Consider the following 13,929-nt stretch of genomic DNA (forward strand, 5'->3'; position numbering starts at 1 on the left):
CATGACACAGACAGAATCAGCGATTCTGGCGCACGCCCGGCGATGTGCGCCAGCGGAGTCGTGCGGCTTCGTGGTGAGAACGCCGGAAGGGGAAAGATATTTTCCCTGCGTAAATATCTCCGGTGAGCCGGAGGATTATTTCCGGATGTCGCCGGAGGAGTGGCTGCAGGCAGAGATGCAGGGTGAGATTGTCGCGCTGGTGCACAGCCATCCCGGTGGTCTGCCCTGGCTGAGTGAGGCCGACCGGCGGCTGCAGGTGCAGAGTGATTTGCCGTGGTGGCTGGTCTGCCGGGGGGCGATTCACAAGTTCCGCTGTGTGCCACATCTTACCGGGCGGCGCTTTGAGCACGGGGTGACGGACTGTTACACGCTGTTCCGGGACGCTTACCATCTGGCGGGGATTGAGATGCCGGAGTTTCATCGCGGGGATGACTGGTGGCGTAACGGCCAGAATCTCTATCTGGATAATCTGGAGGCAACGGGGCTGTATCAGGTGCCGTTGTCAGCGGCGCAGCCGGGCGATGTGCTGCTGTGCTGTTTTGGTTCATCGGTGCCGAATCATGCCGCCATTTACTGTGGTGACGGCGAGCTGCTGCACCATATTCCTGAACAACTGAGCAAACGAGAGAGGTATACCGACAAATGGCAGCGACGCACACACTCCCTCTGGCGTCACCGGGTATGGCACGCATCTGCCTTTACGGGGATTTACAACGATTTGGCCGCCGCATCGACCTTCGTGTGAAAACGGGGGCCGAAGCCATCCGGGCGCTGGCCACGCAGCTTCCGGCGTTTCGCCAGAAACTGAATGAGGGCTGGTATCAGGTGCGCATTGCCGGGCGTGATGCAGGCGAAAATGAATTATCTGCCCGTCTTAATGAGCCGCTGGTAAATGGTGTCGTGATCCACATTGTGCCGCGTCTGGCGGGAGCTAAAAGTGGCGGTGTTTTTCAGGCAGTGCTGGGTGCGGCGCTGATTGCGGTGGCATGGTGGAACCCTGTGGGCTGGCTGGGTGCCGCGGCTGTATCGGGCATGTATGCGGCAGGGGCCAGTATGATCCTGGGTGGTGTGGCCCAGATGCTGGCACCGAAAGCCCGGACGCCCACAGCGACCAGCACGGATAACGGTAAACAGAACACCTATTTCTCCTCACTGGATAACATGGTTGCCCAGGGCAATGTTCTGCCCGTTCTGTACGGTGAAATGCGCGTGGGGTCACGGGTGGTTTCTCAGGAGATCAGCACGGCAGACGAAGGGGATGGTGGTCAGGTTGTGGTGATTGGTCGCTGATGCAAAATGTTTTATGTGAAACCGCCTGCGGGCGGTTTTGTCGTTTATGGAGCGTGAGGAATGGGTAAAGGCAGCAGTAAGGGGCATACCCCGCGCGAAGCGAAGGACAACCTCAAATCCACGCAGTTGCTGAGTGTGATCGATGCCATCAGTGAAGGGCCGGTTGAAGGTCCGGTGGATGGATTAAAAAGCGTGCTGCTGAACAGTACGCCGGTGCTGGACAATGAGGGGAATACCAACATCTCCGGCGTCACGGTGGTGTTCCGGGCAGGTGAGCAGGAGCAGTCACCGCCGGAGGGATTTGAATCCTCCGGCTCCGAGACGGTGCTGGGTACGGAAGTGAAATATGACACGCCGATCACCCGGACCATCACGTCGGCAAACATCGACCGTCTGCGCTTTACCTTCGGCGTGCAGGCACTGGTGGAAACCACCTCAAAGGGTGACCGGAATCCGTCGGAAGTCCGCCTGCTGGTTCAGATACAGCGTAATGGTGGCTGGGTGACGGAAAAAGACATCACCATTAAGGGCAAAACCACGTCGCAGTATCTGGCCTCGGTGGTGGTGGATAACCTGCCGCCGCGCCCGTTTAATATCCGGATGCGCAGGATGACGCCGGACAGCACCACAGACCAGCTGCAGAACAAAACGCTCTGGTCGTCATACACCGAAATCATCGATGTGAAACAGTGCTACCCGAACACGGCACTGGTCGGCGTGCAGGTGGATTCGGAGCAGTTCGGCAGCCAGCAGGTGAGTCGTAATTATCATCTGCGCGGGCGCATTCTGCAGGTGCCGTCGAACTATAACCCGCAGACGCGGCAATACAGCGGTATCTGGGACGGAACGTTTAAGCCAGCATACAGCAACAACATGGCCTGGTGTTTGTGGGATATGCTGACCCATCCGCGCTACGGCATGGGGAAACGTCTTGGTGCAGCAGATGTGGATAAATGGGCGCTGTATGTCATCGGCCAGAATTGCGACCAGTCGGTGCCGGACGGTTTTGGCGGCACGGAGCCGCGCATCACCTGTAACGCTTACCTGACCACACAGCGTAAGGCGTGGGATGTGCTCAGTGATTTCTGTTCGGCGATGCGCTGTATGCCGGTATGGAACGGGCAGACGCTGACGTTCGTGCAGGACCGACCGTCGGATAAGGTGTGGACCTATAACCGCAGTAATGTGGTGATGCCGGATGATGGCGCGCCGTTCCGCTACAGCTTCAGCGCCCTGAAGGACCGCCATAATGCCGTTGAGGTGAACTGGATTGACCCGAATAACGGCTGGGAGACGGCGACAGAGCTTGTGGAGGACACGCAGGCCATTCTCCGTTACGGTCGTAACGTCACGAAAATGGATGCTTTTGGCTGTACCAGCCGGGGGCAGGCACACCGCGCCGGGCTGTGGCTGATTAAAACGGAGCTGCTGGAAACGCAGACCGTGGACTTCAGCGTGGGCGCAGAAGGGCTGCGCCATGTACCGGGTGATGTTATTGAAATCTGCGATGATGACTATGCGGGGATCAGCATTGGCGGGCGCGTGCTGGCGGTGAACAGCCAGACCCGGACGCTGACGCTCGACCGTGAAATCACGCTGCCATCCTCCGGTACCACGCTGATAAGCCTGGTTGACGGGCAGGGGAGTCCGGTCAGCGTGGAGGTTCAGTCCGTCACCGACGGCGTGAAGGTGAAAGTGAGTCGGGTTCCTGACGGCGTTGCCGAATACAGCGTGTGGGGGCTGAAGCTGCCGACGCTGCGCCAGCGCCTGTTCCGCTGTGTGAGTATCCGTGAGAACGATGACGGCACGTATGCCATCACTGCCGTGCAGCATGTACCGGAGAAAGAAGCCATCGTGGATAACGGGGCGCACTTTGACGGCGACCAGAGCGGAACGGTGAACGGTGTCACGCCGCCCGCGGTGCAGCACCTGACTGCAGAAGTCACCGCAGACAGCGGGGAATACCAGGTGCTGGCGCGCTGGGACACGCCGAAGGTGGTGAAGGGGGTGAGCTTTATGCTTCGCCTGACCGTGGCAGCGGATGACGGCAGTGAGCGGCTGGTCAGCACGGCCAGGACGACGGAAACCACATACCGCTTCAGGCAACTGGCGCTGGGGAACTACAGGCTGACAGTCCGGGCGGTAAATGCGTGGGGGCAGCAGGGGGATCCGGCGTCGGTATCGTTCCGGATTGCCGCACCGGCAGCGCCATCGCGGATTGAGCTGACGCCGGGCTATTTTCAGATAACCGCAACGCCGCATCTTGCCGTTTATGATCCGACGGTACAGTTTGAGTTCTGGTTCTCGGAAAAGCAGATTGCGGATATCAGGCAGGTTGAAGCCAGCGCGCGTTATCTTGGTACGGCGCTGTACTGGATAGCCGCCAGTATCAATATCAAACCGGGCCATGATTATTATTTTTACATTCGCAGTGTGAACACCGTTGGCAAATCGGCATTTGTGGAGGCTGTTGGCCAGCCGAGTGATGATGCATCCGGCTATCTGGATTTTTTCAAAGGAGAGATAGGGAAAACCCATCTGGCTCAGGAGTTGTGGACGCAGATTGATAACGGTCAGCTTGCGCCTGACCTGGCTGAAATCAGGACGTCCATTACGGATGTCAGCAATGAAATCACGCAGACCGTCAATAAGAAACTGGAAGACCAGAGTGCAGCGATCCAGCAGATACAGAAGGTTCAGGTTGATACAAATAATAACCTGAACAGCATGTGGGCTGTGAAGCTGCAGCAGATGCAGGACGGACGCCTTTATATCGCGGGTATTGGTGCCGGTATTGAGAATACCCCTGACGGTATGCAGAGTCAGGTGCTGCTGGCGGCGGACAGGATTGCGATGATTAATCCTGCGAATGGCAATACAAAGCCGATGTTTGTTGGTCAGGGCGATCAGATATTTATGAATGAAGTGTTCCTGAAATATCTGACGGCTCCCACCATTACCAGCGGCGGTAATCCTCCGGCATTTTCCCTGACACCGGACGGGCGGCTGACGGCGAAAAATGCGGATATCAGCGGTAACGTGAACGCGAACTCCGGGACGCTCAACAATGTCACGATTAATCAGAACTGCCGGATTCTGGGAAAACTGTCAGCCAACCAGATTGAAGGCGATATTGTTAAAACGGTGGGAAAAGCCTTTCCGAGAAATAGCAGTTATGCCAGCGGTACAATAACGGTCACGGTGTACGATGACCAGGCTTTTGACCGTCAGATAGTAATCCCCCCCGTTCTGTTTCGCGGTGGTAAGCATGAAAACTTCAACAGCAACAACCAACAGTCATACTGGTATTCAACCTGTAAGCTGCAGGTGCTGAAGAACGGACAGGAAATCTTTCAGCAACCCGCGACGGATGTCAGCAGGGTATTTTCATCAGTCATTGATATGCCTGCCGGACACGGCCATGTCACCCTGACTTTCAATGTTTCTTCATATGGTGCAAATAACTGGACGCCAACGACCAGTATCAGCGACCTTCTTGTTGTCGTGATGAAGAAATCAACAGCCGGCATCAGTATCAGTTGAATTTTAAAACCCAAATTCGGGCACCAGAAATGGTGCCTTTTTTATTTGTGGAGTGAATATGGCAGTACAGATTTCAGGTGTGCTGAAAGACGGTGCAGGAAAACCGATACAGAACTGCACCATTCAGCTCAAAGCAAAACGTAACAGCACCACAGTTGTGGTGAACACGGTGGCCTCAGAAAATCCGGATGAAGCCGGACGTTACAGCATGGATGTTGAGTATGGCCAGTACAGCGTCGCCCTGCTGGTTGAAGGTTTTCCGCCTTCACATGCCGGGACCATCACCGTGTATGAGGATTCTAAGCCGGGGACATTGAATGATTTTCTGGGCGCTGCAACAGAAGATGATGTTCGTCCGGAGGCACTGTATCGTTTTGAAAAGATGGTGGAAGAGGCGGCACGCAACGCTGAAGCCGCCTCTCAGAGCGCAGCGGCAGCAAAGAAATCAGAAACAGCAGCGGCATCGTCCAGGAACGCGGCGAAAACATCAGAGACGAATGCAGGTAACAGCGCGAAAGCGGCAGCTTCTTCAAAAACAGCCGCACAAAATGCAGCAACAGCGGCAGAACGTTCAGAGACAAATGCCCGTGCGTCAGAGGAAGCCTCCGCAGACAGTGAAGAGGCTTCCCGCCGTAATGCAGAGTCAGCCGCTGAGAATGCCGGAATCGCCACCACAAAAGCGCGGGAGGCCGCAGCAGACGCAACAAAGGCCGGGCAGAAAAAGGATGAGGCTCTGTCGGCAGCGACACGAGCTGAAAAGGCGGCAGACCGCGCAGAAGCCGCAGCGGAAGTGACTGCAGAGCCCTATGCGAATATAGTGCCGCCGCTGCCTGATGTGTGGATACCGTTTAACGATTCACTGGATATGATTACGGGGTTTTCGCCATCATATAAAAAGATTGTTATTGGTGACGATGAAATAACAGTGCCAGGCGACAAGATTGTTAAGTTTAAACGAGCTTCAACAGCAACATATATCAATAAGTCAGGCTCGTTTGTTGTGGCAGATGTTGATGAAGCCAGATTTGAAAAGTCTGGTTTACTGATAGAAGGGCAACGTACTAATAATTTCATTAACAGTAATGCACCAGAAGCATGGAACTTTAATAATAAACGTCTTGATGTAAACAGTAATCTCGATCCATTTGGATTCAGCTATGGTGTTCTGACGTATAAAGATTCATCTGATACCGGGCCTGTGACGCTCATTTCAACAGGAACAGGTCGGGTTATCTCTGTGGAAAATGGTGACTCTGTTACAATTTCTGCCCGATTCAAGGGAAACGGAATCAGGGCGAGAATGCGCATATCGAAGCTGAATGATGATGGCGCAGGGAATACTTTTATAGCAGATGCGCTTCTGGATTTGAGCAATCTGACATTAAAAAGTGATGTGCTTTCGTCATCTTTCGTAGTGGAAAACAGCGGATGGATATTCTTTCAGTCAACCTATAAATCTGATTCATCACAAAATATATATGCCCGAATAGAAATGTATCAACAGGAAGGCAATGAAATTAAGGTCGGTGACAGTATATCAATGGCAACGCCTCAGGTTGAGAAAGGAACTGCTGCATCATCATTCATCATAACAGGGGGAACACCGGCAACGCGAGCCAGTGATATTGTGACAATCCCATTAAATAAAAACTGGGTGCGAAGGCCACTGACAGTACTGACAGAGTGCAGTGTCTCATGGGACGTTATGCCAAATACCACGGGCGCAGCAAGGATATTAAATATTTCCACTACGGGAGACTCAACAGATATAGCTGACCAGAGTTATATGTATCTTGGTTTTATCTCAAAGGGCTCAAAAGCAATCATCACGAATGGAAAGGGAACTATGGCAGAGATAAAAAGTGACATTGCTGTTTCAGGGCGAAAAAACATTATTGGCGGAAGGTTTAAAGAAGACGGGAGTCTGTCTGTAGTGGTAAATGGAAATATCGGTGGTGCATCGGTTTCGCCTTATAATGATACAAGATATCTTAATGGTTTCATGAATATAGGGGGGCAATCCTCCACCGGAGACAGGCATTTATTTGGACATGTCAGAAATCTGCGAATCTGGCACAGGGAATTGAATGACAGGCAATTAAAAGAGGCCGTATGAAAGATTTAACTTTGAAGTTTCATGACAAACTGCAGTTTAAGGCCTTCCTGTCATCTCTTGGCTGGGCGGAAGATGAAGACCTCCAGAATAAACTGTTAGTTGATGAAATTGGTGTCACCTACACAGAAACAGGGGTAACTGAAGAGGGAGAACCTGTCTGTATCCGGAATGACGGTTATTTTGTCAACATTCGTATTCTTGATGACTTGTTTGATGTTTCTGTATTCTCTGATTATGTCGTGGAGCTGGAAACACCGCTTCGGGAATGGAGCTGAAAGGAGGAAATAATGGATATAAGCCCCTTACTTCATGCACTTTGTGCTGTAGCTGCGCAGATACTGGTTGGTCTTTTTACCGGAAACTGGGTTTACGGTGCGATAGCCGGTTGTACGTTCTTCATTGCGCGTGAACACACCTAGGCAGAATATCGCTGGATTGAAATGTTCGGGCATGGCAAGCGTATGAATATGCCGTGGTGGGGCGGTTTTGATCCACGTGCTTGGGATGTGGCAAGCCTGATGGATTTTGCGGTGCCGGTGGTAGCGTGTCTGCTGGTCTGGCTGTTTATCCGTTAAACATAAAAAGCCGCAGCAACTTGTCATGGCAGGATACTGCGGCTGGTTTGTGAGTTTAAATAGTGTGTTTATTACGGTATATTTAAAGGACTTAATGGATTACATATCTATGATATTCCTGAAATATCCTCTTCAAGTTCTTTTACTGATTTCGCAATTTTAAATTTAAATTTCCTCTCTATTTCACTATTGCTAAGTTTTTTTTCCTTCTCTTTCCCTATCCACATAGAAACAAGTTCTCGTTTCTGAGATATATGTAGATTGTCAAAGTTAGGTATGTATTTAAAAGTCTCCGCTCTACCTCTGCGGAGTTCATAGAAAGTTTTAATCAAAGACTTTGGTTTTATTTCTGATAAAAGGCCGAATCGGCGGATAAGATTATTGATAGTATGATTAACAGAGCGAAGTTGAGCTGTTGAGGTTATTTGTGAGAAGTACGATACCCATCCCAATCGTTTACCTTCAAACACACATCCCGTAATTCTGAGATTTAGTTTCCACTGACAATATGCAACAGCTCGTTCTTTATCGCGCTTACTTTTAGCTTGTAGTAGAGCGTGCCTATATGCAGTAAAAATTTTTGCTAAGGATGACTCAAATCTAAGAATGCTCTCATGTTTTATCAATAATTCTCGATTTTCTATGTGGTATCCCAAAAAGTTAAAACTTTCATCCAAGCTGCCTACTTTGGATTTTGAGTTCTCTTCATTTAATGGATGTGGGTTTAAATTTAATGATTGAAGCTTATCAATGATATGAGATGTTATTTTTGTTGCTTGATATTTGGGCGTTAAAATAAGAATGTCATCAACGTATCGCATGTACCATATGCCATGCATTTTATTGATTTCATCATCGAAATTAGATAGTGATATTTCAGCTAAAATGTTTGATATCGCTAATCCCTGAGGTACTCCTCTGGTATTATTAGGGATACCTTTGCTTCCTGTACTTCCACTTACAGTAGGTACGATTAATGATGATGTTATTAACTGTCTAATTTCTTTTTTTCTAATCTTATTTTTTATTGCATTAAATATCAATTTATGTTCAATTGAAGGATAGAAACTTTTAAGATCTATTTTTGCATATTCAGCATATAGACTGCAGTTTAATGCTTCTTTCAATGAGTCAATTACTGTATGTGGTAGTTTTAATCTGGAATTAGGATATATTTCCGTAAGGCATTCACAGAGAGCCCTAAGAGTAATTCTGTCCCTAGCAGTTGGTATGGAAATCTGTCTGGGGGTAGAGTTAGCCCCTTTAGATATTAATTTTTCTTTATATGCTGTAAATTTATAATTGCCAGAATTAACCTTTTCAAAAATGAAAGTGATCTCATTGTTTATTGTTAAATCAAGTTTTGATGGGCGAATCCGATCTATGCCAATCGCTCCTGATTCTTTGATTTTTTCAGTGTATACTTTTAGAAGGTTTTTTTTCGAGAATGACTTTTTAAAAATTCTACTTGCAGTCATAGTCAATCCAAAGATATATTAATGGTAGTATATAAAGTGCGGCAGTAATAAATATTCGAAGTAATATCCATAAATTAACAATTATTTTTTCTTTTTGTGTGGGGAGCCTCGTCGTAAGTCCAACTTGAGTTACCCTTGAAACTTTATCATCTATCTCACGATGATTCTCAACCTCATTGAGCAAATTAAAATATTTTTCTTTCTGTTCAGGAGTTAATTGTTGGCCGTTGGTAATGTCAAAATAGAGTCGCTGTAGTGCAATATAATTCCTTCTCATGGCTATTGCTCGACCACGAAAATCTAGGTTAGATACGATCAGAGAAATACCTAGTAGAGCCACTGAAAGTATCGCTGCAACGATATCTGTATTATCTCCTAGAACTTTTGGAAATCGTAACGTTACAATTGAAAGCACCGCACTCAATATAGCATACCAAACGAGGATTAATTGAGAGTGTTTTTCAAGCCATTCTAGTCGATGGTGCGCTTGGATACGGGCTTTATATGTAAACCAAATATTGTCATGCATAAAAGATCCTTTTTTAAAAGCGGAAGGGGCAGGATATATTGGAACCGTTGAACATCCTGCCCGGCAGGATCAGTGAGCATAAGCTCAACAGTAAAATATTACTGTTCATTATCAGAGCCGCCCTTGCATGCGCAAGAGGAAAAACCTGCCCCATCCTTTTGAATTATTACAATTTAATGATCTTAAAGTCAATACAAGTGAATGGTGTCCAGGGATGATGAACTTAATGAACAAACCACTCGTCAGCAGACTCCCAAGTATCTTTCAGAGTTTCCTGAACAACAGTTTTAGCTGAATCTTTATCGGTGGTGCGCGTAACAGAAAGGCCATCGTTGCTGGTGGCTTTTACGATCACCTCTACATCGTCATAACGCTTACTGATGCGTCGAGTTAATTCTTCCTTTGACGCATCCACAGCACCGTTTGGCATTTTAGTCATTTTCTCTTTGGCTATGCAGATCTCAATACGCATAAAAATCCTTCCATACTGTGTTTGTATACAGTGTTATTTAGGGCTGTATAAATAAACAGCATTAAGGCATCGTGTTATCTGCTCAAGTTAAAAGAAATGGATACATTCGCAAAGATTTTGATGGATTACTGACACATTCATAATGATCTAGCAGTAACGCCAGATCTCGCCGTAAAGGGTTTGAAAGACGTTTCCAGTTTCCCAGTACTCGCTCAGTTTCGCCCTACATAACTGTTTTTAATGTCTCCCATCACTGATATTCATCTCTTGCCATCTCATGATCTTCCCGACAATAATAATAGGCCGGCACACCAGTCTGACAAACTGAAATGACAATATCCCCGGCGTGACCGTAAAGTTACATCATTTCTGGCAGGAGCCTCACTTGAAATACAAATGGCACTTATTCTGGGCAATCATCATTCTTTGCGTTATTGGAACAGGGGGGCTTGCCATGATTGCGTATAATAGTCCCCCCCCTTTAGGCAGTAGTGTATTTATTGAGGTCACGAAAACCGTCTCCCTGTGTCTAGGTGGACTCGGTGTCATACTGCCCCTGTATATCAATGCTACAAACGCAGTGGAAAGCAGGATGGCAGAAAAAATTGAGAATACGTTTCGCCTGATTGAAAAATGGGATGACCCTCATCTTTTCTCGGCCAGGAAATTGACTCGGGAAATAAAAGAAGCTAGGTCATCATTAAGTGATAATGATCTGGTCAAAAGAATCAAAGCAGATGAAGAGCTCAAACAGTCGGTTATTCTGGTCTCAAACTATTTTGAACAGGTCCGTTTCTCCGTTGTAAATAACCGTATTGATGTCGCCCAGTTCAGGTTAATTCTGGGACCAGTAATCACGGACATTATCACGCGTTTTGAACCTTATTTTAAAACGTTCGGACAAGAATATATGGATGACTTTAGGCAACTAGTAACCCTGATGAAGGGGTAACGCACTAGCCCGACATTCGACGCTCAGTTTCCCGGCATTATATCCTTCTGTAATGGCACACAGAATTTGGTTACTTGAACGGAGGTGATATGTTCACCTCAGAACAATATAGGTGTTCTGAAGAAACGAAGAAATGAATGACTATATCTCGCTCATAGCAGACGCTTACATCAGTTATGGCTAAAAGGCTGGCATGACGGTGACAGGCCATACTGAAAGAAAAGTGGGCTGTTGTTTGTGGTCGCATTGAGTGTGGAGAATGAGCAGAAACAAAAAGCCCGCGTAAGCGGGCTTTTATGTCACTCGGGAGCCGCGGCTCCTCTGCGTATCCTTTTTTGTCTCATCACCGTCTGGTCGGTGTCCTGCTGAGACTACTAATTTCCTGTTTTTGTTGGTGTCATCCTTACACCGTCCAATCATGATTGGGGAGCTGGCGGGAGTTGAAACCGTAGGCACGTCGTATGCGAGAACGTCCTGCGGTTGGCTGGTGAACTTCCGATAGTGCGAGTATTGCATGATTTCCAGCCGTTACTAATTTTACGTGCTAATTAGTGAACAAACCACTCGTCAGCAGACTCCCAGGTATCTTTCAGAGTTTCCTGAACAAAAGTTTTAGCTGAATCTTTATCGGCGGTGCGCGTAACAGAAAGGCCATCGTTGCTGGTGGCTTTTACGATCACCTCTACATCGTCATAACGCTTACTGATGCGTCGAGTTAATTCTTCCTTTAACGCATCCACAGCACCGTTTGGCATTTTAGTCATTTTCTCTTTGGCTATGCAGATCTCAATACGCATAAAAATCCCTCTACACTGTTTTTGTATACAGTGTTATTTTTAACTGTATGAATAAACAGTGTCAATAGAACAAAGATTGCTGCATGTACAAATGTTCTTTGGCTACAAATACACCTACTGATCATGTTCTGCTATGCTCTGATACCTCCAAAATGTACAATCAGCGGCATGAATTTTTCTTTGTACATATGATTGTACATAATCAAAGAGACAACAATTATGACAAGCCTTTTGGCCGCAGAGGTAGCGAAAAGAAGAACCTTTGCAATTATTTCTCACCCGGACGCCGGTAAAACCACCATCACCGAGAAGGTGCTGCTGTTCGGACAGGCCATTCAGACCGCCGGTACAGTAAAAGGCCGTGGTTCTAACCAGCACGCTAAGTCGGACTGGATGGAGATGGAAAAGCAGCGTGGTATCTCTATTACCACTTCTGTGATGCAGTTCCCTTATAAGGATTGCCTGGTTAACCTGCTCGACACCCCGGGGCACGAAGACTTCTCGGAAGATACCTATCGTACTCTGACCGCGGTGGACTGCTGCCTGATGGTTATCGACGCCGCAAAAGGTGTTGAAGATCGTACCCGTAAGCTGATGGAAGTTACCCGTCTGCGCGACACGCCGATCCTCACCTTCATGAACAAACTTGACCGTGATATCCGCGACCCGATGGAACTGCTCGATGAAGTTGAGAACGAGCTGAAAATCGGCTGCGCACCGATCACCTGGCCGATTGGCTGCGGCAAGCTGTTTAAAGGCGTTTACCACCTTTATAAAGATGAAACCTATCTCTATCAGAGCGGTAAAGGCCACACCATTCAGGAAGTCCGCATTGTTAAAGGGCTGAATAACCCGGATCTCGATGCTGCGGTCGGTGAAGATCTGGCACAGCAGCTGCGTGACGAACTGGAACTGGTGAAAGGCGCGTCTAACGAGTTCGACAAAGAATTATTCCTTGCGGGCGAAATCACTCCGGTATTCTTCGGTACTGCGCTGGGTAACTTCGGCGTCGATCATATGCTGGATGGCCTGGTGGAGTGGGCACCTGCGCCGATGCCGCGTCAGACTGATACCCGTACCGTAGAAGCGAGCGAAGACAAATTTACCGGCTTCGTATTTAAAATTCAGGCCAACATGGACCCGAAACACCGCGACCGCGTGGCGTTTATGCGTGTGGTGTCCGGTAAATATGAAAAAGGCATGAAACTGCGCCAGGTGCGCACCGCGAAAGATGTGGTGATCTCCGACGCGCTGACCTTTATGGCGGGTGACCGTTCGCACGTTGAAGAAGCGTATCCGGGCGACATCCTTGGTCTGCACAACCACGGCACTATTCAGATCGGCGACACCTTTACCCAAGGTGAGATGATGAAGTTCACCGGTATTCCGAACTTCGCACCAGAACTGTTCCGTCGCATCCGCCTGAAAGATCCGCTGAAGCAAAAACAGCTGCTCAAAGGGTTGGTACAGCTTTCCGAAGAGGGCGCGGTGCAGGTGTTCCGTCCGATCTCCAACAACGATCTGATCGTTGGTGCGGTTGGTGTGCTGCAGTTTGATGTGGTGGTATCGCGCCTGAAGAGCGAATACAACGTCGAAGCGGTGTATGAGTCAGTCAACGTCGCCACCGCCCGCTGGGTAGAATGCGCGGACGCGAAGAAATTCGAAGAGTTCAAGCGTAAGAACGAAAGCCAACTGGCGCTTGATGGCGGCGACAACCTCGCTTACATCGCCACCAGCATGGTCAACCTGCGCCTGGCGCAGGAGCGTTACCCGGACGTTCAGTTCCACCAGACCCGCGAGCATTAATTCTTGCCTCCAGGGCGCGGTAACCGCCGCGCCCTGTCAATTTCCCTTCCTTATTAGCCGCTTGCGGAATGTTCTTAAAACATTCGCTTTTGCTTATGTTTGCGCGTTTTTTAGTCGATACGGCGAGCGGTTTCAAAATTGTGATCTATATTTAACAAAGTGATGACATTTGTGACGGCTTTAAATACCGATCAATACGTAAATATCAGTATTTAAAACCGTTAACTGTCATCCGATTGATATTAATAACTGATTCAGAGGCTGTAATGGTCGTTATTCATCACTCATCGCTTTTGTGATGGCGACCATTGACTTCTGTACAGGGTGAAGTCTCTCCCTTTCAGCAATGCAACCTCGTGTTGCCTGGCTCA

General features: G+C 48.4%; 10 protein-coding genes and 4 pseudogenes. 10 read left to right on the forward strand and 4 right to left on the reverse strand.

The genetic code is table 11. The annotated features are described in order from the left end of the window. Position 1: 1 nt before the first annotated feature. The 7 genes and pseudogenes from AACU94_RS13620 (at position 2) to AACU94_RS13645 (ending at position 7,524) form a co-directional block, all read left to right on the forward strand. Positions 2-745: a C40 family peptidase gene (locus AACU94_RS13620; RefSeq protein ID WP_135489598.1), complete on the forward strand. Its 744-nt coding sequence runs from the start codon at positions 2-4 to the stop codon at positions 743-745. Next, positions 643-1,290 carry a tail assembly protein gene (locus AACU94_RS13625; protein ID WP_135489599.1) on the forward strand — a complete coding sequence of 216 codons (648 nt, stop codon included), beginning with the start codon at positions 643-645 and terminating at the stop codon, positions 1,288-1,290. The genes AACU94_RS13620 and AACU94_RS13625 overlap by 103 nt, the downstream gene beginning before the upstream one ends. A gap of 60 nt (positions 1,291-1,350) precedes the next feature. Continuing rightward, on the forward strand, positions 1,351-4,833 hold the full coding sequence (gene gpJ / locus AACU94_RS13630; RefSeq protein ID WP_135489600.1) for a phage attachment tail tip protein J: 3,483 nt from the start codon (positions 1,351-1,353) through the stop codon (positions 4,831-4,833). 58 nt (positions 4,834-4,891) lie between these two features. Beyond that, positions 4,892-5,255: pseudogene (locus AACU94_RS24745) on the forward strand (prophage tail fiber N-terminal domain-containing protein); the annotation flags it as partial. A gap of 632 nt (positions 5,256-5,887) precedes the next feature. Next, a pseudogene (locus tag AACU94_RS24750) lies at positions 5,888-6,949 on the forward strand (phage head spike fiber domain-containing protein); the annotation flags it as partial. Further along, the gene (locus AACU94_RS13640; protein WP_135489602.1) at positions 6,946-7,224 is read left to right on the forward strand and encodes a hypothetical protein; all 279 of its coding nucleotides are present in this window, start codon (positions 6,946-6,948) and stop codon (positions 7,222-7,224) included. The pseudogene AACU94_RS24750 and the gene AACU94_RS13640, both read left to right, overlap by 4 nt. 12 nt (positions 7,225-7,236) lie before the next feature. Then, positions 7,237-7,524 (forward strand): annotated as a pseudogene (locus tag AACU94_RS13645) (hypothetical protein). Between the two features lie 107 nt (positions 7,525-7,631). Here the strand turns inward: AACU94_RS13645 and AACU94_RS13650 are convergent. From AACU94_RS13650 to AACU94_RS13660, 3 genes are all read right to left on the reverse strand, one after another. Next, entirely contained in the window at positions 7,632-9,002 is a 1,371-nt protein-coding gene (locus AACU94_RS13650; RefSeq protein ID WP_135489603.1) for a reverse transcriptase domain-containing protein, read from the reverse strand. After that, complete coding sequence (locus AACU94_RS13655; RefSeq protein ID WP_135489604.1) at positions 8,989-9,531, reverse strand: SLATT domain-containing protein; 543 nt, start codon at positions 9,529-9,531, stop codon at positions 8,989-8,991. The genes AACU94_RS13650 and AACU94_RS13655 overlap by 14 nt, the downstream gene beginning before the upstream one ends. 223 nt (positions 9,532-9,754) lie before the next feature. Then, positions 9,755-10,003, reverse strand: coding sequence for a DinI-like family protein (locus AACU94_RS13660; protein WP_135489605.1), 249 nt, complete (start codon positions 10,001-10,003; stop codon positions 9,755-9,757). 385 nt (positions 10,004-10,388) lie between these two features. Between AACU94_RS13660 and AACU94_RS13665 the strand changes: the two genes are divergently transcribed. Then, positions 10,389-10,955 (forward strand): DUF4760 domain-containing protein, encoded by a 567-nt coding sequence (locus AACU94_RS13665; RefSeq protein ID WP_240726479.1) that lies wholly within the window; start codon positions 10,389-10,391, stop codon positions 10,953-10,955. A 465-nt stretch (positions 10,956-11,420) separates the two neighbouring features. Beyond that, positions 11,421-11,507: pseudogene (locus tag AACU94_RS13670) on the forward strand (capsid protein); the annotation flags it as partial. Here AACU94_RS13670 and AACU94_RS13675 read toward each other — a convergent pair. Then, entirely contained in the window at positions 11,504-11,752 is a 249-nt protein-coding gene (locus tag AACU94_RS13675; RefSeq protein WP_001217539.1) for a DinI-like family protein, read from the reverse strand. The pseudogene AACU94_RS13670 and the gene AACU94_RS13675 overlap by 4 nt on opposite strands. A gap of 219 nt (positions 11,753-11,971) precedes the next feature. Here AACU94_RS13675 and prfC point away from each other — a divergent pair, with 219 nt between their 5' ends. Beyond that, positions 11,972-13,558 carry a peptide chain release factor 3 gene (prfC, locus tag AACU94_RS13680; RefSeq protein ID WP_130217542.1) on the forward strand — a complete coding sequence of 529 codons (1,587 nt, stop codon included), beginning with the start codon at positions 11,972-11,974 and terminating at the stop codon, positions 13,556-13,558. Positions 13,559-13,929 lie beyond the last annotated feature (371 nt).

The sequence above is a fragment of the Escherichia sp. E4702 genome (assembly GCF_963883545.1).
GTDB lineage: Bacteria > Pseudomonadota > Gammaproteobacteria > Enterobacterales > Enterobacteriaceae > Escherichia.